Annotated in this window: 21 protein-coding genes; 15 read left to right on the plus strand and 6 right to left on the minus strand. The window is 61.4% G+C overall.

Annotation, left to right across the window (positions count from 1 at the left end; translation table 11 throughout):
• The first annotated feature begins 70 nt into the window (after positions 1-70).
• Positions 71-1,129 carry a polysaccharide deacetylase family protein gene (locus RRH01S_RS21060; RefSeq protein WP_007703641.1) on the plus strand — a complete coding sequence of 353 codons (1,059 nt, stop codon included), beginning with the start codon at positions 71-73 and terminating at the stop codon, positions 1,127-1,129.
• A gap of 4 nt (positions 1,130-1,133) precedes the next feature.
• On the opposite strand, the gene pdxH is transcribed toward RRH01S_RS21060, so the two are convergent.
• The gene (gene pdxH, locus RRH01S_RS21065; protein WP_007703644.1) at positions 1,134-1,754 is read right to left on the minus strand and encodes a pyridoxamine 5'-phosphate oxidase; all 621 of its coding nucleotides are present in this window, start codon (positions 1,752-1,754) and stop codon (positions 1,134-1,136) included.
• Between the two features lie 63 nt (positions 1,755-1,817).
• On the opposite strand from pdxH, the gene RRH01S_RS21070 reads away from it, so the two are divergent.
• The 4 genes from RRH01S_RS21070 (at position 1,818) to RRH01S_RS21085 (ending at position 5,277) form a co-directional block, all read left to right on the plus strand.
• Entirely contained in the window at positions 1,818-2,276 is a 459-nt protein-coding gene (locus tag RRH01S_RS21070; RefSeq protein ID WP_012651054.1) for an RT0821/Lpp0805 family surface protein, read from the plus strand.
• 295 nt (positions 2,277-2,571) lie between these two features.
• Positions 2,572-3,720, plus strand: coding sequence for a DnaJ C-terminal domain-containing protein (locus RRH01S_RS21075; protein ID WP_007703649.1), 1,149 nt, complete (start codon positions 2,572-2,574; stop codon positions 3,718-3,720).
• A 121-nt stretch (positions 3,721-3,841) separates the two neighbouring features.
• Positions 3,842-4,660 carry an enoyl-ACP reductase FabI gene (fabI, locus tag RRH01S_RS21080; RefSeq protein ID WP_007703652.1) on the plus strand — a complete coding sequence of 273 codons (819 nt, stop codon included), beginning with the start codon at positions 3,842-3,844 and terminating at the stop codon, positions 4,658-4,660.
• A gap of 20 nt (positions 4,661-4,680) precedes the next feature.
• Entirely contained in the window at positions 4,681-5,277 is a 597-nt protein-coding gene (locus tag RRH01S_RS21085; protein WP_007703656.1) for a histidine phosphatase family protein, read from the plus strand.
• A 35-nt stretch (positions 5,278-5,312) separates the two neighbouring features.
• Here RRH01S_RS21085 and RRH01S_RS21090 read toward each other — a convergent pair whose 3' ends face one another.
• Positions 5,313-5,573, minus strand: a complete 261-nt coding sequence (locus RRH01S_RS21090) for a DUF1344 domain-containing protein (protein ID WP_007703658.1) — start codon at positions 5,571-5,573, stop codon at positions 5,313-5,315.
• Between the two features lie 309 nt (positions 5,574-5,882).
• On the opposite strand from RRH01S_RS21090, the gene aroC reads away from it, so the two are divergent.
• Together aroC and ribB are read left to right on the plus strand one after the other, a co-directional pair.
• Positions 5,883-6,980 (plus strand): chorismate synthase, encoded by a 1,098-nt coding sequence (gene aroC, locus RRH01S_RS21095; protein WP_042474249.1) that lies wholly within the window; start codon positions 5,883-5,885, stop codon positions 6,978-6,980.
• A 10-nt stretch (positions 6,981-6,990) separates the two neighbouring features.
• On the plus strand, positions 6,991-8,094 hold the full coding sequence (gene ribB, locus RRH01S_RS21100; protein ID WP_042474111.1) for a 3,4-dihydroxy-2-butanone-4-phosphate synthase: 1,104 nt from the start codon (positions 6,991-6,993) through the stop codon (positions 8,092-8,094).
• Positions 8,095-8,217: 123 nt separating this feature from the next.
• On the opposite strand, the gene RRH01S_RS21105 is transcribed toward ribB, so the two are convergent.
• Entirely contained in the window at positions 8,218-9,408 is a 1,191-nt protein-coding gene (locus RRH01S_RS21105; protein WP_012651050.1) for a winged helix-turn-helix domain-containing protein, read from the minus strand.
• 108 nt (positions 9,409-9,516) lie between these two features.
• Between RRH01S_RS21105 and RRH01S_RS21110 the strand changes: the two genes are divergently transcribed.
• From RRH01S_RS21110 to RRH01S_RS21120, 3 genes are read left to right on the plus strand one after another with little or no spacing between them, the layout of a single operon-like run.
• The gene (locus RRH01S_RS21110) at positions 9,517-10,194 is read left to right on the plus strand and encodes an energy-coupling factor ABC transporter ATP-binding protein (RefSeq protein ID WP_007703668.1); all 678 of its coding nucleotides are present in this window, start codon (positions 9,517-9,519) and stop codon (positions 10,192-10,194) included.
• On the plus strand, positions 10,194-10,796 hold the full coding sequence (locus tag RRH01S_RS21115; protein ID WP_007703672.1) for an energy-coupling factor transporter transmembrane component T family protein: 603 nt from the start codon (positions 10,194-10,196) through the stop codon (positions 10,794-10,796). Before RRH01S_RS21110 ends, RRH01S_RS21115 begins: the two co-directional genes overlap by 1 nt.
• Positions 10,797-10,824: 28 nt before the next feature.
• Positions 10,825-11,388: a biotin transporter BioY gene (locus tag RRH01S_RS21120; protein ID WP_007703675.1), complete on the plus strand. Its 564-nt coding sequence runs from the start codon at positions 10,825-10,827 to the stop codon at positions 11,386-11,388.
• Positions 11,389-11,391: 3 nt separating this feature from the next.
• On the opposite strand, the gene RRH01S_RS21125 is transcribed toward RRH01S_RS21120, so the two are convergent.
• The gene (locus RRH01S_RS21125) at positions 11,392-11,793 is read right to left on the minus strand and encodes an acyl-CoA thioesterase (protein WP_012651048.1); all 402 of its coding nucleotides are present in this window, start codon (positions 11,791-11,793) and stop codon (positions 11,392-11,394) included.
• A gap of 450 nt (positions 11,794-12,243) precedes the next feature.
• Here RRH01S_RS21125 and RRH01S_RS35245 point away from each other — a divergent pair, with 450 nt between their 5' ends.
• From RRH01S_RS35245 to dxs, 5 genes are all read left to right on the plus strand, one after another.
• Entirely contained in the window at positions 12,244-12,375 is a 132-nt protein-coding gene (locus RRH01S_RS35245; RefSeq protein WP_161833884.1) for an acyl carrier protein, read from the plus strand.
• A 242-nt stretch (positions 12,376-12,617) separates the two neighbouring features.
• On the plus strand, positions 12,618-13,559 hold the full coding sequence (locus RRH01S_RS21130) for a histone deacetylase family protein (protein ID WP_007703698.1): 942 nt from the start codon (positions 12,618-12,620) through the stop codon (positions 13,557-13,559).
• A gap of 2 nt (positions 13,560-13,561) precedes the next feature.
• Positions 13,562-13,813 carry an exodeoxyribonuclease VII small subunit gene (locus RRH01S_RS21135; protein ID WP_007703701.1) on the plus strand — a complete coding sequence of 84 codons (252 nt, stop codon included), beginning with the start codon at positions 13,562-13,564 and terminating at the stop codon, positions 13,811-13,813.
• Positions 13,814-13,887: 74 nt separating this feature from the next.
• Positions 13,888-14,811 (plus strand): pirin family protein, encoded by a 924-nt coding sequence (locus RRH01S_RS21140; protein WP_007703703.1) that lies wholly within the window; start codon positions 13,888-13,890, stop codon positions 14,809-14,811.
• A gap of 125 nt (positions 14,812-14,936) precedes the next feature.
• Positions 14,937-16,853 (plus strand): 1-deoxy-D-xylulose-5-phosphate synthase, encoded by a 1,917-nt coding sequence (gene dxs / locus RRH01S_RS21145; RefSeq protein WP_007703705.1) that lies wholly within the window; start codon positions 14,937-14,939, stop codon positions 16,851-16,853.
• A 55-nt stretch (positions 16,854-16,908) separates the two neighbouring features.
• Here the strand turns inward: dxs and RRH01S_RS21150 are convergent, their stop codons facing one another.
• Together RRH01S_RS21150 and RRH01S_RS21155 are read right to left on the minus strand one after the other, a co-directional pair.
• Positions 16,909-17,937, minus strand: a complete 1,029-nt coding sequence (locus RRH01S_RS21150) for a sensor domain-containing diguanylate cyclase (RefSeq protein WP_012651047.1) — start codon at positions 17,935-17,937, stop codon at positions 16,909-16,911.
• Between the two features lie 308 nt (positions 17,938-18,245).
• Entirely contained in the window at positions 18,246-20,183 is a 1,938-nt protein-coding gene (locus tag RRH01S_RS21155) for a methyl-accepting chemotaxis protein (protein ID WP_007703710.1), read from the minus strand.
• Positions 20,184-20,210 lie beyond the last annotated feature (27 nt).

Here is a 20,210-nt window from a genome sequence, read left to right on the forward strand (position 1 = left end):
GGCGCAGATTCAGCAAGGATTAACGGCACTCGGGCTACAGCATGGGTCTTCGTCAACCGGGTCAATCCCCATGGAGCAGGCCATCAGAGACCGTCTCAAGCGCGCCGCGATCTCCGGCGGGCTGGAAACCGCCACAATTCTGAAAAGCCTCGGGCTGATGCGCGACGCCGCCGGCCTCGGCGTGATCTTCACCCTGCATCATGTCCGTCCGCCGCAGCCCCACCGCTTTGCGCCGAACGCACATCTGGAAATTTCACCCGAATTCCTCGATCGCGCGCTGACCCGGTTGAAACGGGACGGCTACGATTTCATCGCTCTCGATGCGCTACCGGAGCGAATGGCAAGCAAGGGTGACAGGCAGCCCTTTGCAGCCTTCACCCTTGATGACGGCAATCGCGACAATTTCGACCATGCACTACCGGTCTTTGCCCGCCACGGAGTCCCCTTCACGGTCTTTGTCGCCCAGGGGCTGTCTGAGCGGACGCATAGCCTATGGTGGGAAACACTGGCCGAGCTGCTTAACCGGCTGGACCGGCTGACATTCGATTTCGGTACAGGTGCGGAGAGCTTCGCTCTTAATAGAGCCAGTCAACGGCAAACCGTATTCGCACGCTTCGCGGCCTATGTTCATGGCCACAACGAGACGGAAGCCGTCGGCCGGATCGACGCGCTTGCGCGCCAGAACGGCATCGAGCCGCTCGATCTCGTGCTCGCGTCGATCATGGACCGGACGGAGTTGAAGCGGCTTGCTGCGTATCCGCTCGCCTCGCTCGGCGCCCATACGGTGAGCCACCGGGCGCTTGCCCGGCTGCCTGAAGCGGAAGCGGCGGCGGAAATGTCGCTGTCGGCGGATTATGTTGCCGAGATCATCGGTCGACGGCCGGCGGCAATCGCCTATCCTTACGGTACGACTGAAGCGGCCTCACCGCGCGAGGCCCGGCTTGCGGCGGAGCTCGGCTTTGCGGTCGGCGTTACGACCCGGCCCGGGACGATTGCTGCCGCAAATGCTGCCGCCACCACCCTCCTGCCCCGGCTATCTCTCAACGGCCATTATCAGAAAGAACGCTACGCCTCGGCGCTTGCCTCCGGCATCCCCATGCGGCTGATGGGGCGCCGGGCGCCGGCATAATCGGTTACGGATACATCCGCACCTTTTCCCAGGCGCCTTCCGGCACCTCGCGGCGGAATTCGACGCGGTCATGCAGACGGAATGGACGATCGTGCCAGAATTCGATCGACAGCGGCCTGATGCGGAAACCAGACCAATGCGGCGGGCGCGGAATGTCGCCGAGGGCATAGCGCGCGGTATATTCGGCGACCGCCTTTTCCAGCGCAAAACGGCCCTCAAGCGGGCGCGACTGTTTTGAAGCCCAGGCGCCGATGCGGCTGCCGCGAGCCCTCGTCTTGTAATACTCGTCGGCTTCCTTGTCGCTCACCACCTCAACCAGACCGCGCAGCCGTACCTGCCGTCGCAGCGACTTCCAGTGGAAGCACATGGCCGCTTTCTTCTGGGAAAGAATTTCTTGGCCTTTCTGGCTCTCGAAATTTGTATAGAATACGAATCCCTGACTATCGAAACCTTTCAGAAGGACCATGCGGACATTCGGCAATCCATCCTTATCAACCGTTGCCAGGGCAACCGCATTCGGATCATTCGGCTCAGTGGCTTCTGCTTCGCGCAGCCAGGCGGCGAAAAGCGCGAAGGGTTCATTCTGTTCGGTGAAGTCACCGCTTGTTAACTCGTTTTCCGACATATTAGCTCAAATGCTCCGCAATTCCTAAAAATCGCCAGCCCTGATGCTGGCCAAGACACTCGGGTGGAAGTCATAGCAAAGTCGACGGTTCATACAAAGCGCAAGCTTGTAAAAGGCGCAGCGATGGCGGTTGCCATTCTCTCCCTTTTCTCCCTTGGCGGCTGTGTCAGCGGCGGCATGGATATCCTGAGTTCTGCGAAGGTGGATCGAAGCGTGGCCACGGGCACGATACCGACGGCTCCCGTCACCGCCGACAGCGTTTCAGACGAGACCACCGTGCGTAATGCCGTGACCTCGGCGGATCTCCACAAACTCAATGGGCAGCCCGTTCCCTGGGCAAATGCATCGACGGGCAGCGCCGGCGTCATCGACACGATCGTCGAAAACAGCGCCTCGGGCCAAGTCTGCCGCCAGTTCCGCACCACCCGGCATTCCTATCAGGGCATCGCCAATTTTTCCGGCAGGACCTGCCTTCTCGGCCAGGGCGAATGGCAATTGCTGAGCTTCCAGCAGGCCGGCTGACCACTTCGTTCTCCTCGTTATTCCCATCAAGTGCCCCCCTGGACCGGTGGACGCGATGCAATGCGCGCCGGCCGGCAGCGCCGAGGCTTAGCGAACGGCTAACCATTCCGGCAGATCGCCTGAGCAGGGCGCACCAGACGTAACAACTGATTAGCAACTGTTCCCGCAGGATCACACCACATGCGCGCTGACCCTCTTCGCGTCCGGGGACCACGGAGGGAGCGCGATCCATTCTATTGTTTCCTTTTGGGCGCCCCAACGAGACCTGGCGCCGTCCAAATCGGTGGTTGAGATGATGCGCGATCCGTACAAGCTACTTGGCGTTAAGAGGGATGCCGGACCAGACGAAATCAAGACGGCGTGGCGCAACCTGGCGAAGGCTGTCCATCCCGACCACAATATTGGCGATCCCACCGCAACGGAGCGCTTTGCCGAAATCGGCCGCGCATACGAAACGCTGAAGGATCCGCAGAAGCGGAGCCGTTACGATCAGGTAGCGCACATGGCCGAAGCCAAGGCGCAGAGCCGCGAGCAGACCATTATGCAGCAGCGCCAGGCGGCGCGAGAAGCCGAGGAGCGCGCCAAGGCAGCGCGTGCCAACGCCGAAAAGATCATGGAAGAACTCGCCCGCGCCAATGCCCGCAAGGCGCAGGCAGCTGCGACCGCCAATCCGCAGGCCGCCGGCGCGAGCGAATCGCCGGAAGATATGGTCGAGCGCATTTTTGGCGTGAAGACCGCGCAAATGGCACAGAACCAGGCTGCGGCCGATACCAGCGCCACGGAGACTGCGAAGCAACGCGACACGAACGGCGAAGCTTTCGTCGAAGAGGAACAGCTTGCGACGGGAACCGGCTCGAGCGCCGTGCGCTCCCCTTTAGGTATCCTCGGTTCGCTCGTGCGCCGCATCACCGGCGTCGCGCAGGACAAGCCTCCGGAGAAAACGCCGGAGATCGCCGCCGAGGCGACCATTACGCTCGACGACATGCTCAAGGGACAATGGATCACCGTTCCGCTCCCCGAAGGGCGGGAAGCACGCTTCCAGGCGACAACGGATATCGGCAACGGACAAGTCCTGCACCTGAAGAATCAGGGACTGAAACTGCCGGGCATGCTGCGCGGCGATGTGGCAATCACCGTCCATCTTTCCACCGACAGCCGCTTCACACTCGACGGCTTCGACGTCCGCACGACGCTTCCGGTCACCATCGAAAATGCCGTGCTCGGTTATGAGACGGAGGTCGAGGGATTGAACGGTCAGGTCCGACTGACGGTTCCCGCCTGGTCGGGTTCGGATCAAGTCATCCGAATCTCCGGCGAAGGTCTTCCGGACGGACAGGGCGGAAAAGGCGACCTGGTGGTGGAGTTGCGCCTGATGCTCTGGGAAAAGCCGGACGACAAAGTCACGGATTTGATGCGCAGCATGCGCGAGGGCTTTTTTCTGTGAAATTTCAGTGACAACCGCACCCTTTGTTACGCTCCCTAACAGTTGATGATCTTGACAATGCTTGAACAGGGGATCGGCCTATGCCATAGGCAGGTTCAATTGTAATTCAAGGGAGCATAATATGGCTCAAGCCACTGGCCTCATGGCAGGCAAGCGCGGCGTCATTCTCGGCGTTGCAAACAACCGTTCCATAGCGTGGGGCATTGCCAAGGCCTGTTCGGACGCCGGTGCCGAAATCGCATTGACCTGGCAGGGCGACGCTTTGAAGAAGCGCGTCGAGCCGCTTGCTCAGGAACTCGGCGCCTTCATGGCCGGCCATTGCGACGTCACCGAACCCGCGACGATCGACGCCGTCATCGACGCGCTGGAAGCGAAATGGGGCAAGATCGATTTCGTCGTGCATGCCATCGCCTTCTCCGACAAGGACGAACTGACCGGCCGTTACGTCGACACCAGCCGCGATAACTTCGCACGCACGATGGACATCTCGGTCTATTCCTTCACCGCCGTCGCCCAGCGCGCCGAGCGAATCATGAATGACGGCGGCTCGCTGATCACCCTCACCTATTATGGTGCGGAAAAGGTCATGCCGCATTACAACGTCATGGGTGTTGCCAAGGCCGCTCTCGAAGCGAGCGTTCGCTATCTCGCCGTCGATCTCGGCGGCCGCGGCATTCGCGTCAATGCGATTTCGGCCGGCCCGATCAAGACGCTGGCCGCTTCCGGCATCGGCGATTTCCGCTATATCCTGAAGTGGAACGAATATAATGCGCCGCTGAAGCGTGGGGTTACGATCGATGAGGTCGGCAATTCCGCACTTTACCTGCTCTCCGATCTCTCCACCGCCGTCACAGGCGAAATTCATCACGTCGATTCCGGTTACCACACCGTCGGCATGAAGGCTGTGGATGCGCCCGACATGTCGGTCCTCAAGGACTGAAGCAACAGGAAGTCTGAACCGTGCCGCCTATCCTTTATGTGATCCGCCACGGTCAGACCGACTGGAATGCCGAGCGCCGACTGCAAGGCCAGAAGGACATAGACCTCAATGCCATCGGTCGCGCGCAGGCGCGGCAGAACGGCCTTGAACTGGCCGAAATTCTCGCCTTCGAAAACCAGCCCTTCGACTTTGTTGCGAGCCCAATGCGCCGCACGCGCGAGACCATGGAGATCGCGCGAGAAGCCATGGGCCTGCCGCCCAAGAACTATCACACCGACGAGCGGCTGGTCGAAGTCTCCTTCGGTGCCTGGGAAGGCTTCACTATCAAGGAACTGAAGGCGACCGAGGCCGAACGTCTTGCCGAGCGCAATGCCGGAAAATGGGATTTCATCCCGCCCGGCGAGGATGCGGAGAGCTACGAGATTCTCTCCTGGCGCGTCGGCTCATGGCTGGCATCCGTCGACAAGCCGACCGTCTGCGTCACCCATGGCGGCGTCATCCGTTCGTTGTTCCGGCTGGTCGGCGATGTATCGAAAGAATATGCCTCGGAGGCAGAGATCCCGCAGGATCGTATCCTGAAGGTCGATCCGCAGATGAAGATCATCGGCTGGATCTAGAAGCAGCCGCGTGTTCGGCTAGCGGCTGTCAATTCTCACTGAACGATATCGAGATCGTTGATGACGCGCTTGCCGTCGACTTCGGTGTAAAAAACGTCGACCTTGACGCCGGGTTTCAGGCCGCTGAAATCGAAATCCTCCGGCGCCTGATAGTTCTTGCCGTCATCCAACGTAATGCTGAAATTCTTCGCGTCGACCTTCTTGATCGTGGACTGGACGTCGGCGCTTTCGGCAAAACCGGCAACAGGGGCAAGAAAACTTGCCGTGGCCAGGAGCGTCGCAACAAAGAAGCGCATTAGAGGGACCCTTTTATTCCATTTCAGTGCCAATTTTTGATCTGACATAGATAATACTTTGAATATGGCGGAAGTTGCCCGCAACAATGGCTTTCGCCGCCCAATTGATGAATGTATCGTCACAATCCACAGCATGGCCTAATCTTTGTTTACCATATCAGGTGCTTGGCGGGCTTTCACCCCCTCATGCTTGTGCCGTCATTGTGGAAAGAAAGATTTGCCTCGGCGGCTTTTTGGCCTATGAGTGTGCCGCAATTCCAAGAGACAAGACGCGGCCCGCCGCCGGGCCGCCGCAATCCGGTTGTTCCCATGTCGCATAATAGTTTCGGTCACCTCTTCCGCGTCACCACCTGGGGCGAAAGCCACGGGCCGGCGCTCGGCTGCGTCGTCGATGGCTGCCCTCCCGGCCTGCGCTTCAAGCTGGAAGACATCCAGGCCTGGCTCGACAAGCGCAAGCCCGGCCAGTCGCGGTTCGTGACGCAGCGGCGCGAGGACGATCTCGTCAAGGTGCTCTCCGGCGTGATGCTGGACGAGGACGGCGAGACGATGATTTCGACCGGCACGCCGATCTCCATGCTGATCGAAAATACCGACCAGCGTTCCAAGGATTACGGCGAGATCGCCCGCAGCTATCGCCCCGGCCATGCCGACTATACCTATGACGTCAAGTATGGCATTCGCGACTATCGCGGCGGCGGGCGTTCGTCGGCCCGCGAGACCGCGGCGCGTGTTGCTGCCGGCGGCATTGCCCGCCTCGTCGTGCCCGGCGTCACCGTGCGTGGCGCGCTGGTGCAGATCGGCAAGCACAAGATCAATCGCGCCAACTGGGATTGGGCGCAGGTCGACCAGAACCCGTTCTTCGCCCCCGATCCAGCGATCGTGCCGGTCTGGGAGGAATATCTCGACGGCATTCGCAAAGCAGGCTCCTCGATCGGCGCGGTGGTCGAGGTCATCGCCGAGGGCGTACCCGCCGGCCTTGGCGCTCCGATCTATGCCAAGCTCGACCAGGATATCGCCTCGCTGCTGATGTCGATCAACGCCGTCAAGGGCGTCGAAATCGGTGAAGGCTTTGCATCCGCCGAACTGACCGGCGAGGAAAATGCCGACGAGATGCGTATGGGCAATGACGGCAATCGCATTTTCCTGTCCAACCATGCCGGCGGCATTCTGGGCGGCATTTCCACCGGCGAACCCATCGTCGCCCGCTTCGCCATCAAGCCGACCTCCTCGATCCTGACCGAACGCCAGTCGATCGACGCCGACGGCAAGAATGTCGATATCCGTACCAAGGGCCGCCATGACCCCTGCGTCGGCATCCGCGCCGTGCCGATCGGCGAAGCGATGGTTGCATGCGCCATTGCCGATCATTACCTCAGAGACCGTGGCCAGACAGGCCGGCTGAAATAAGGACTTTCTCATGCCCTATGACCAGAAGCGTGTTGTCGATGCTATCAGGGCTTTCGAAGCAGGCGAAATCGTCGTCGTCATGGACGACAATGACCGCGAAAACGAAGGCGACCTGATCGTCGCCGCCGTTCATTGCACGCCGGAAAAAATGGCCTTCATCGTTCGTCATACCTCGGGCATCGTCTGCACGCCGATGCCGCGCGAGGAGGCCAAACGCCTGAACCTCAATGCCATGGTGGCGGAAAACGATTCGGCGCATACGACCGCCTTCACCGTCTCCGTCGACTTCAAGCACGGCACGACCACCGGCATTTCCGCCGACGACCGGACGCTGACGGTGCGCAACCTCGCCAATCCGAATGTCGGCCCGACCGATTTCGTTCGTCCCGGCCATATCTTCCCGCTGATCGCCCGCGAAGGCGGCGTGCTGATGCGCTCGGGCCATACGGAAGCTGCGGTCGACCTCTGCAGGCTTGCCAATCTACCGCCGATCGGCGTCATCAGCGAACTTGTCAACGACGACGGTACGGTGACGCGCGGCCCGCAGGTGGTCGAATTCGCCGAGCAGCATGGGCTGAAGCTCGTCTCCGTCGCCGATCTCATCGCCTATCGCCAGCGCAAGGAAACGCTGATCGAACTCGGCACCAGCTTCGACATCGACACGCCGTTCGGCAAGGCACGCGCGCATACCTATTCGCTGCCCTCGGACACGATGCAGCACCTCGCCGTCGTCTTCGGCGACATCCGCGACGGCATCGACATTCCTGTCCGCCTGCATCCGGAAAGCGTCGCCGAGGACCTGTTCGGCAAACGCCGACCGGTCGATTTCTACATGAAGAAGATCGCCGACGAGGGCCGCGGGGTCATCGTCTATCTGCGCGAAGGCTCTGTCGGCGTCGGCCATTTCGACAATGGCCGTAAAGCACGCCAGGCCGAGCGCGAAAGCCATGCCGAGGCGCAGGCACGCGACAGCGAATGGCTGGAAATCGGCCTCGGCGCACAGATTCTCAAGGATCTTGGCGTCAGCTCGATCAAGCTGCTCACCAGCCGCGAACGCCACTATGTCGGCCTCGAAGGGTTCGGCATCAAGATCGCTGCGACGGAGATTTGTTGATTTCCACCCTCCCCTCGAAGGGGAGGGTCGGAGCATAGCTCTGGGGTGGGGTGATGTCTCTCCACGCCCAGGGTCACCCCCACCCGCGCGCTCCGCGCGACCTCCCCCTCAAGGGAGAGGTAATTAACCCCGCCACCCCTCCAAAAACACCACCTTCTCAACCCCGGCAAAGCGCGCGACGCGCTCCAGTTCTGCCTCCAGCTTCTCCAGCCGGCCGGCAGACGCCTTTACGCCCGGTTCCAACCATAGGCGTTTGACATCAAGCGTTCCCGCCTTGCGGTCGGCTTTCATGTCGATCCGTCCAATCAGACGGTCTCCTTCCAGCAATGGGAAGACGTAATAACCATATTCCCGCTTCGGCTCCGGCACGAAGATTTCGATGCGATAGAAGAAACCGAAGAGGCGTTCGGTGCGGTTGCGGTCGCGTAGTGTCGGATCGAAGGGGCTGAGGACGCGGATGCGGGCAGGAGCCTCGGGGAAGCTGTCGAGTGTGGAAGAAAAATCGGCAAAGGCGAAAGAAGGGCGTGGCTTGCCGTCGCCCGCGGGCTCGATCAGCATTTCCGAGAGTTCGTCGCGATGCGCTTCCACCCAGACTTTCGCCTCCTGCGGCGTCACCAGGTTCCAGAAGGCGGCGATTTCGCCCGAGGTGGCGAAGCCCAGGCGCTGCAATGCTCCGCGGCAGGCCCAGTCGACGAATTCGTCGTGGCCGACCTCCGGTGTATGGACATGATCCGGCAGCACGCGCTCGACCAGATCGTAGACCTTCTGGAAGTTCGTGCGGCCGGCGATGGCGAATTTGCCGGTGCGCCAGAAATATTCGAGCGCCGTCTTGTTCGGATGCCAGTTCCACCAGCCGCCGGAGACATGGTTCTCCGCCTTGATCTCGCGGGCCATGATGGCGCCATTCTTCAGCACGCGCTCGTAGGTCTCCTCGAAGGCGGACTCGAACCCCTCACCGCGCCACTTGCGCCAGCGCTCGACCAGCGCCAATTCCTCACGGCGGAACCGGTGTTTCCAATAAACGAAGAAGGCGCTCGGCAGGATCGAGGCGTCGTGCGTCCAGTGTTCGAACAGCGCGCCGTCCTTTTCGAGCAGCTCGGTCAGATGTTCGCGCCGGTAAGTCTGGTTGCGCGAAAACAGGATCTGATGATGCGCCCGCTCGACGGTGCCGATGCTGTCGACCTGTACGAAGCCGATATCGTGGATGAGTTGCAGCAACCCCGCCTTGGTCAAGGCGCGGTTCGGTGGATTTGAAAGCCCCTGCTTGGCGAGAAAGACCCGGCGGGCGTCGCGATTGGAAAGCAGATTCGTCATGACCAGATCATAGGCATAAATTCCCATGCTTTCAAATAGGCGCTGATTTGATAATTCGCCATGATGGGCTATAGGACCGCAACACCACCACGGAATGGGACCAGCCGCTTGGATATCCGCTTCGACAATGCCGGCGTCGATTTCGGCACACGGGCAGCCCTTCTGCCGCTCAGCCTGACGCTCAGCGAAAAGCGCATCGGCGTGATCGGCTTGAACGGTTCCGGCAAGACGACATTCGCGCGGCTGATCAACGGGCTGACGAAGCCGACCGCCGGCCGCGTCACCGTCGATGGACTCGACACGCTCAGTGATGCCAAAGCTGTGCTCGGCAAGGTCGGCTATATCTTCCAGTCGCCGCAGAACCAGATCATCCTGCCGATCATCCGTGACGACATCGCCTTTGGCCTGAAGGCTCGCGGGCTTGGGAAAGCCGACATCGAGACGGCGGTTGATGGCATTCTCGACCGGTTTGGCGTGCGGCATCTGGCGGAACGGCGGGCGCACGAACTTTCGGGCGGCGAGTTGCAGATGGCCGCCCTCTGCTCCGTGCTCGTCACCGGGCCTGATATCCTCATTCTCGACGAGCCGACCAACCAGCTCGACCTGAAGAACCGGGCGCTGGTGCAGAAAACCATCGCCGGCCTGCCGGAAAGCGTCATCGTCATCAGCCATGACCTGCCGCTGGTCGAGGATTTCGACCGCGTGCTGCTGTTCGATCAGGGCCGCCTTGTCGTCGACGCACCGCCTGCCGAAGCCATCACCCGATACAGGGAGCTGGCCGCCTGATGCAGACACTGCATGTCGACGCCGACACATGGATGCACCGGATATCGCCGCGTCTGAAGCTTGGCGTATTGGCGGCGCTCGGCATCGTCCTGTTCCTGATCGACTCCATTGCGCTGCTCGCTATCGCCATCATCATTGGCGCCGCCCTCTACTTCCGCACCGGCCTGCCGGCGGGCGAAGCGTTGAGACGGCTGCGGCCGGTCCTTCTCTCCATCGCCGTCGTGGCGCTGTTCGGCCTGATCTTCAATCCGCTCCATGTCGCTGTTGTCACCGTGCTGCGGCTGGTCGCGCTGGTGCTGTTCGCGGCGACCGTCACGGCGACGACCTCGATCTCAGCCTTCATGGACGAAATCACTGCGCTTGCCGCTCCCCTCGAAAGGCTCGGTCTTTTGAAGGCCGCCGATATCGGCCTTGCGGTCGGCCTGGTCGTCCGCTTCGTGCCTGAAATTCTCGACCGCTACCGCGCCATCCGCGAGGCGCATGAGGCGCGCGGGATCAAGATCCGCATCGCCACGACGCTCGTGCCGCTGATCATCCTGACCTTGCGTGATGCCGATAATATCGCGGCTGCGATTGACGCCCGCGGCATTCGGCGGCATTGAACAGAGATTGTTTTTGAATGGAGCCGTCATGACGACCCGCGACCTCGTTCTCTCCGCGCTTTTTGCCGCCATCATCGTGGCGCTCGGCCTGCTGCCGCCGATCTCGATCGGCCTCATTCCTGTGCCGATCACCGCGCAGTCGCTCGGCGTCATGCTGGCGGGCGTGGTGCTCGGCGCAAAACGCGGCGCGATCGCGGTGCTGATCGTCGTGGTGCTGGTCTCGATCGGCCTGCCGGTACTGTCGGGCGGTCGTGGCGGGCTTTCCGTCTTCGCAGGGCCGACGGCCGGCTTCTTCATCGGCTGGACCTTTGCCGCCTACATCACCGGCTATCTCTCCGAACGATTGGTCAAGGCCGAGCAGACCGGCATCGCCCAGGGCATTGGCTTCTTTATAGCCTCGGTGATCGGTGGCGTTATCGTCCTCTATGCCTTTGGCATCGGCTGGCTGGCCCTCGTGGCCAATATCGACTTCGGCAAGGCATTCTTCGGGTCGATGGCCTTCGTGCCCGGCGATCTCGCCAAGGCAGTGGTCGCCGCTCTCGTCGGCCGCGCCGTCATGGCCGGTTATCCGCTGCTGCCGCAGCGGACCTGATCCTTAATCAAGATACTTATAGAGCCAGTCGCGGGTGTCTTCAGGCAGCGGGACTGGCTCATACTGCTCGCCGCGCACAGCAAGCCAAAGGATCTCCACCTCGGCGGCCAGCTCTTGACCGGTTTCGACCATGATCTTGAAGCCGATGGACTTGCCGCCGATCTTGCTGACCCGGACCGAAAAACGGGCGAGATCGTCATGGCGCAGCGCCCGATGCAGCGAGCAGGAGGCCTTGGTGGCGATATAGGCCGGCTCGTCGTCGACCAGCGGCCGTGTTCGCCAGAAATTCGACAGGGCGGTTTCCGCCTCCGAGATGTAGGAGGCGATGAACATCCGCCCATGCCTGTCGACATCGCGGGGTGCTACCCGCATCTCGACGACATCGGATCGTTCTGCACTTGTCATCACGAAAAGACCTTGGCCGGCGCTCCCCGCACCTGATGGAAAGCTTAACACTGCGCCCCGCGAAGTAAACGGGAGCCGGCGGAATTGATCGGGATGACTGCACCCGATCCGAAGCTCTCTTCTGGCACGACTTTACGACAGTCTTGCAGGCGCAAAAGCATCGCGCTTGCGGCCATCTCCGCCGATGACGTTCCGCCGAACGCGACCCAACCTCCACAATCATGAGCCGTAAAAATAAAGCAGAATCAACTCCTTGAGACGTTGTGCGCGGGAAATGAAGCTACTTATATTTCCAAGTAAGCATATGTTTTTATGAGAAAACAGACAGGCAATTGGAGATGATACCATGACCAAAGACCAGATTTTCGACACCCTCGAACGCTCTGCCCAGCAAATCGTTCCCGACTTGGGTGGCTCTGTCCAACGCACCGATTCATTTGACGCTCTGGTATCAATTCGCTCGATCTGGCCGAGATCGTCATTGCCACACTGGATAAGTTGCAGCTGGATATCCCCCTCAATGAACTAGCCGGGGCGAAGACCTTCGGCGAACTCGCAGACACCATCCATGCGAAATCCTGATCGACCGCATTGATCGTCCGTGACGTGGGTGTCGTATCGGCCCTGGGATAGGGTCAAACGGCGCCCTGCATCGGGGCGACGGTTGGCAGCGGAAGCCGCAGTCGCAACACCAAAATTCCCCAATCGCACGTATTCGTCTCGACCAATCCGTCAACACGGCCTGCGCAACATGCTGTGTTGACATTGCGGTGATATAGTCCATGTGCAGTAGCACCGTCATATCTCACCTGTAGATTGGTTTCATGAGCACACGTCTTTACGAACATCCGATCTTTCTTGAGCACATCGTCCCGCCGGGTCATCCGGAGCGGCCGGACCGGCTGCGGTCGCTGAATATCGCGCTCGAGCATCCGAATTTCGACCGGCTGGACCGGCGCAAGGCGCCGCCCGCGCATGAGGATGCCATGCTGCTCGCCCATTCCGAGGAGCATCTGGAGTTCGTCCTGCGCTCGATGCCCGACAAGGGCGACGAGGGTGAGATCAACCAGCTCGAAGCCGACACCTATGCCAGCCCGAAGACGTTGCAGGCGATCATGCATGGCGTCGGTGGCGCGATGGCGGCGGTCGATGACGTGTTCTCAGGCGCCGCCGACAATGTCTTCGTCGCGGCCCGACCGCCCGGCCACCATGCCGAGAAGAACAAGGCCATGGGCTTCTGTTTCTTCAACAATGCCGCGATTGCCGCCCGCCATGCGCAAAAGGCCTATGGGGCCGAGCGTGTCGCCATCGTCGATTGGGACGTGCATCACGGCAACGGTACGCAGGACATCTTCTGGGACGATCCGTCCGTGCTCTTCTGTTCCACCCACCAGATGCCGCTCTACCCCGGCAGCGGCAAGAAGGACGACCGAGGCGCGCATAACACCATCGTCAACGCGCCGTTGTCGCCGAACACCGGCGGCGATCATTTCCGCGAGGCGTTCAAATCGCGCGTGCTGCCGGCGCTCGATGATTTCCGCCCCGACCTCATCATCATCTCCGCCGGTTTCGACGCCCATCACCGCGACCCGCTGGCGCAACTGAACCTCACCGGCGAGGATTTCGACTGGGCGACCGGGCGGATTCTGGAGGCCGCCGATCGCAGCGCCAAGAACCGGGTCGTCAGCCTGCTCGAAGGCGGCTATGATCTGGAAGGTCTGGCCGAGTCGGCCGGGCTGCATATTCTGCGCATGATGAAGGGTTGACGATGAGCGAAAGCGCCAAATTGGATGTGTCCGACTATTCCTTTGAAAAGGCAGTGGCGGAGCTCGAAAGCATCGTTGCGCGCCTGGAACGCGGCGACGTGGCACTGGACGAATCTATCGCCATCTACGAGCGCGGCGAAGCGCTGAAGAAGCATTGCGAAACGCTGCTCTCGGCGGCGGAGAACCGGATCGAAAAGATCAGGCTCGACCGCGCCGGCAAGCCACAAGGCACCGAGCCGCTGGACGGGCAGTGAGGCGAAGCGTGGGAAAATTTGAGTTTCCCGCCTATTCCCGGTAGGTTGCGCTTCAACCGAATGGAGCGCCCGCCATGTCCTTCTTTCCCGGAAAAGATCCGCAGCCTGGCGATGCCTTTGCCTGCGATGCGATCGAGCATCTCATCATTCCGCGCACCAGCGATATTGGCGGCTTTTCCGTGCGGCGCGCGTTGCCGAGCAGCCGGCGGCGGCTCGTCGGGCCATTCATCTTTTTCGACCGCATGGGACCGGCGGTGCTGCGGCCCGGCGAGGCGCTGGATGTCCGGCCGCATCCGCATATCGGGCTCTCCACCGTCACCTATCTTTTCGACGGTGAAATCCGCCACATGGACAGCCTCGGCACGGAAAAGGTCATCCGTCCCGGCGATATCAACCTGATGACAGCCGGGCGCGGCATCGTGCATTCGGAGCGCACGCCGGACAATCTGCGCGGCCATCCGCTGGCAATGTCCGGGCTTCAGACCTGGCTGGCGCTTCCCGACGACAAGGAAGAGATCGATCCGGCCTTTACCCATACGGAAAAGACCGACCTGCCGCTGATCAATGACGGTGGCGCAACCGGGCGCGTGGTGATCGGCAGCTTCGAGGGCGTCACCTCGCCCGTGACGGTGTTTTCGGACACGCTTTATGTCGATCTTCAGCTCCGGCCCGGCGCAAAGTTTCCTTTTGCGGCGGGCCATGAGGAGCGCGCGGTCTATATTCTCTCCGGCTCGCTCGTCGTCGCTGGCGATCGTTTCGAGCAGGATCAACTCCTGATATTTCGTCCCGGCGACGCCATAACGCTGGAAGCGTCCGAAAAAGACTGTCATTTGATGCTTTTTGGTGGTGCGGCGCTCAATTCGAAGCGCTATATCTGGTGGAATTTCGTATCGTCTTCCAAGGAGCGCATCGAAAAGGCAAAGGAAGAATGGCGCACCGGTCGTTTCGATATCGTACCGGGAGACGAGGAAGAGTTCATTCCCTTGCCGGAGAGCTAACGGGTTCATAACAGTGCCAAATGTTTCTTGTTCGGCCACTCCTTGAATTCGTCGGCTTTCGTCGCAATTTGTTTTGACGCAAAGGCGGGCCGCCGCCCAAGAATAGCAAGAAAGAGGCTCCAGCCTTGACACACATGCCAGAGACGCCCCTGCTGGATCAGGTCCATTATCCCTCCGACCTGCGAAAGCTGGAGGACCGGGATCTGCCGCAACTCGCCCGCGAAGTCCGCGACGAGATGATCGATGCGGTATCGCGCACCGGCGGACATCTCGGCGCCGGTCTCGGCGTCGTTGAACTGACCATCGCTATCCACAACGTCTTCGACACGCCGAACGACCGCTTGATCTTCGACGTCGGTCATCAATGTTATCCGCACAAGATCCTGACCGGCCGGCGCGACCGTATCCGCACGCTGCGCCAGGAAGGCGGAATTTCCGGTTTTACTCGCAGGGCGGAGAGCGAATACGATCCCTTCGGTGCAGCGCATTCGTCCACGTCGATTTCCGCCGGTCTCGGCATGGCGGTTGCCGCCGATCTCGACAAGACCGACCGCCGCGTCATTGCCGTCATCGGCGATGGGGCGATGTCGGCCGGCATGGCCTATGAGGCGCTCAACAATGCCGGCGCGCTCGACGCCCGGCTGATCGTCATCCTCAACGACAACGATATGTCGATCGCCCCGCCGACGGGCGCCATGAGCGCCTATCTCGCGCGCCTTGCCTCCGGCCGGACCTATATGGGCTTCCGTGATCTCGGCAAGAAGCTGACCGCCTATCTCGGCAAGAATGTCGACCGCGCGATTACCCGCGCCGTCGAACATGCGCGGGGTTATGTCACCGGCGGGACGATGTTCGAGGAGATGGGTTTCTACCATATCGGCCCGATCGACGGTCATTCCTTCGACCATCTGCTGCCTGTTCTGCGCAATGTTCGCGACAATGCGCAGGGTCCGGTGCTGATCCATGTCGTCACGCAAAAGGGCAAGGGCTATGCCCCTGCCGAAGCGGCGGCCGACAAGTATCACGGCGTCAACAAGTTCGACGTCATCACCGGCGCGCAGGCCAAGGTGAAGCCGAATGCCCCGAGCTACACCAGCGTCTTTGCCGATGCCCTGGTGCAGGAAGCGACGTTCGACGACAAGATCGTCGGCATCACCGCCGCCATGCCGAGCGGCACCGGCCTCGACAAGCTGCAGGAAGTTTTCCCCAAGCGCTGTTTCGATGTCGGCATTGCCGAGCAGCATGCCGTGACCTTTGCCGCAGGTCTTGCCGCCGAGGGCTTCAAGCCCTTTGCCGCGCTCTATTCGACCTTCCTGCAGCGCGCCTACGACCAGGTTGTGCATGATGTGGCGATCCAGGGCCTGCCGGTCCGCTTCCCAATCGATCGTGCCGGTTTCGTCGGCGCCGACGGGCCGACGCATGCCGGCTCCTTCGACACAACCTTTCTCGCTACCCTGCCCGGCTTCGTCGTCATGGCGGCCGCCGACGAGGCGGAGCTGAAACATATGGTGCGTACGGCCGCCGCCTATGATCTCGGTCCGATCTCCTTCCGCTATCCACGCGGTGAAGGTGTCGGCATCGAGATGCCGGAACGCGGGCAGATTCTCGAGATCGGCAAGGGCCGTATCGTCAAGCAGGGCTCGAAAGTGGCGCTGCTGTCCTTTGGGACACGTCTCGCTGACAGCCTGGCCGCCGCCGAAGACCTCGACGCCGCCGGCCTGCCGACCACCGTTGCCGACGCCCGTTTCGCCAAGCCGCTCGACCACGATCTCATCCGCCAGCTCGCCAGCCACCATGAGGTGCTGATCACCATCGAGGAAGGCTCGGTCGGCGGCTTCGGCAGCCAGGTTATGCAGTTCCTCGCCAGCGAGGGCCTGCTCGACAACGGCCTGAAGATCCGCACGCTGGTCATGCCCGACATCTGGGTGGAACAGGCCAAGCCCGAAGTCATGAACGCCATGGCCGGCCTCGACCGCGCCGGCATCGTTCAGACGGTGTTCAAGGCGCTGGGACGCAGCCTGATCGTTGGGGCTGCTGGATAGGAATCGGTTCTGCATTGCCGAACCAACCAATCCGCCGGATTTCCTGTTCGTCGCATCAGGGCGCGAAGACTGCAAAGCGGTCTCGGCCCGCTCCCTTTGCCCGATAGAGCGCGCTATCTACGTTCTTTAGCAGCTCCGTTCGCGTCGTGCCGTCCTGCGGCGCGATCGCAGCGCCGATGCTGAGCCGTGCGACAACGGATTTGCCCTCAATCTCGAAAGGCACACGGAAAGCGGAAAGCAGCCGCTCCGACATCGAGACCAGGGCACTCGCGTCGGGAGGATCGGGAACGAATATCGCGAATTCGTCTCCGCCCATGCGGACAACGATATCGTCGGCGCGAACAACCGAGCGAATGCGCCGGGCGGCTTCGCACAGAACCTCGTCACCGACGTGATGGCCGAGGCTATCATTGATAGCCTTGAAACCGTCCATGTCGAGATAGAGAGCACCAAAACCCCGCCCCACGGCGACTGCGGCATTGAGCGCATCGTCGACAACCGAAACCAGCGCCGATCGATTGAAAAAGAGGGTCAAAGGATCGGTCATCGCCGCGGTGCGAAGGCCGCTCGTGGCGATCCCCATCATCAGATTTGTCTTTTGAAGACGCAGAAGCGCACTTGCCACCTGCGCAAAACGCGCGAGGTTCTCCGATTCATCCTTGGAAAACTGCCGGGGCTTGTGATCGAGAATACAGAGAGCGCCAACGGCAAGCCCTCCCTCCAGCCGCACCGGGGCTCCCGCGTAGAAGCGGAAATGCGGCTCGCCGGTGACATAGGGCATGGCTTTCAGTTCGGGATCCTCAGCCAGATCGGGGATGACCAGCAGCTCGTCCTCGAAAACCACCCGCGTGCAGATCGACATTCCACGCGAACATTCGGCAATCTTCAGTCCCGCCTGGCCGGCGATCCGCTGCCAATCCTCGTCGATGATATTGATTGCCGCATAGGGCGAGCCGAAAATGCCCTTGGCAAGTTCGGCCAGGACTGAAAGTTCGGGCGTCGGACTGCTGTGAATGGAATTCAGGGAGCGGACAGCCAATAACCTCTGGGGTTCATTGACCGGAATTCGGACGACCTGTCCCATTCTTTTCTCCATCGCTGATCATGCTGTGATGTAGAAAAGAATGGTTCGGCGAACAGCGCAAGCCCGAAGTTATGAACGCCATTACCAGCCTCGACCATGGCGGCATCGTCGAGACGGTGTTCAAGGCATTGGGGCGTAGCCGGATCGTTGGGACTGCCGGGTAGGTTTACCTCCCCCTTGAGGGGAGAGGTTGCTGCAAAGCGGCGGGTGGGGGTGATTTCCCGCGAAACGAGACTTCGGCGTATGCCGTCGTCACCCCACCCTGGCACGCCCGTGCCGACCCTCCCCATCAAGGGGAGGGTGATAGATCAGAACTCTTCCCACTCATCCTGAGCAGCAGCTGCTGCGGTTGCCTTGCCGCCGAAAGCCTTGGCGACGGTGCGGCCGAGCGCACGCGCCGGCGAAACCGTGGGCCTCGACTGCGTCGACGCGGCCACCGGGCGTTTGGCTTCGGCCGGCCGGCCGCTCAGGCGGAACTGATGCAGCAGATCGTTCAGCGCTGATGCCTCACGGGCAAGCGAATGGCTGGCAGCCGTCTGCTCCTCGACCATGGCGGCATTCTGCTGCGTGCCCTGGTCCATGTTGTTGACGGCGGTGTTGATCTCCTGCAGGCCGATCGACTGTTCGCGGGTGGCGGTGACGATCGCTCCGACGTGGCGGTTGATTTCCTGCACTTCGGAGACGATCAGTTCCAACGCCTTGCCGGTCTCTCCGACCAGGGAGACACCGGTGTTGACCTGATCGCTCGAGGTGGTGATCAGCGCCTTGATCTCCTTGGCGGCGTTGGCGGAACGCTGCGCCAGCTCGCGCACTTCCTGGGCGACGACGGCAAAACCCTTGCCCGCATCCCCGGCGCGGGCAGCTTCGACGCCGGCATTCAGCGCCAGCAGGTTGGTCTGGAACGCGATGTCGTCGATGACGCTGATGATGTTGCTGATCTCGCCCGAGGATTTTTCGATCTGCTGCATGGCGGAAACCGCCTTGCGCACCACGTCTCCGGACTTTTCGGCGCCCAACCGCGCACGCTCGACCAGATGGCCGACATCCTCGGCACGCTTGGCCGAATCGCGAACCGTCGTCGTCACTTCTTCGAGGGCGGCGGCGGTCTCTTCGACGGCGGCAGCTTGCTGTTCAGTGCGGCGAGCAAGGTCGTCAGCGGCTGAGCGGATTTCACCGGCGCCAGCATTGATCGCCGATGCGTTGCTGCCGACCGACTGCAGAGCCGCTTCCAGCTTCTCAACCGCATTGTTGAAATCGGCACGAACGCCATCGAACTGCGGCGCGAAGGCGCGGTCGAGACGTGCAGCGATATCGCCGGCGGCAAGTCCGGCAAGTCCATCGGCCAAGGCGCCCATGGCAAAGCGGAGTTCATCGTCTTCACGCGCCTTCTGCTCATCGCTCATCTGGCGCTGGCGCTCGGCATCGCCGCGCATGCGCTCGGTCTCGCCAGCAAGACGCAGTTTCTCAACCGCCGCTTCCTTGAAGACGACAACCGCATCGGCCATACGACCAACTTCATCGCCGCGACCGATGGCCGGGACGTCGATGGCGTGCTCACCGCCGGCAAGCCGACCCATGGCAGCGGTCATGCCGACGATCGGGCGGACGATGGTGCGCGACAGCAGCCAGGCCAGCACGGCAGCGGCAAGCGAAGCCACGATGCCGCCGACGATCAGCGTCAGGCGCAAGTCGGCATTGGCGTCGTCCTGAATGGCCGCCAGCTCGCCGGCCTTGGTACGTGCGGCCTGCTTGATCTTGCCCGCAGCCTCGCGGAAGCCATCAAGCTGGCCCTTGGTCTCGTTCTGGCCGATCTTGACGATCTGGTCGAGCGGCATCTCGGTTTCCTTGCGGGCCTTCGACTGCGGCTCGGCAAGCTGATGGAAATAGAGGTCCGCCGCCTTCTGCATGCTGCCGATGGACTGCAGCAGGTCCGGCGCGTCGGCCGCAACCACCTTGGCTGCGTCGATGCTCTTCAGCATGCGGTCGCGATTTTCGAAGATACCGCCATAGGTGCTATCGCTGCGCAACAACAGGAAGCCACGCAGATTGACAGCCTGCTCCAGCATGGCCTGCAAGGAATCGTCGATCAGATTGACGAGCTGCTGCGACTTGTCCTGTTCGGCGGCAGCCCCGGCGGATACCTCTTCCTTGGTGTAAACGAATGCGCAGACACCAGCGAAAATAGCGATAAGAGCGGCAAAGGTGATGGCAAGCTTGCCATTCAAAGAAAGGTTCTTCGCAAACATGGGCGAGCGCCTCCTTGAGCGCCGGTC

Source organism: Rhizobium rhizogenes NBRC 13257, from assembly GCF_000696095.1.
In the GTDB taxonomy this organism is placed as follows: domain Bacteria; phylum Pseudomonadota; class Alphaproteobacteria; order Rhizobiales; family Rhizobiaceae; genus Rhizobium; species Rhizobium rhizogenes.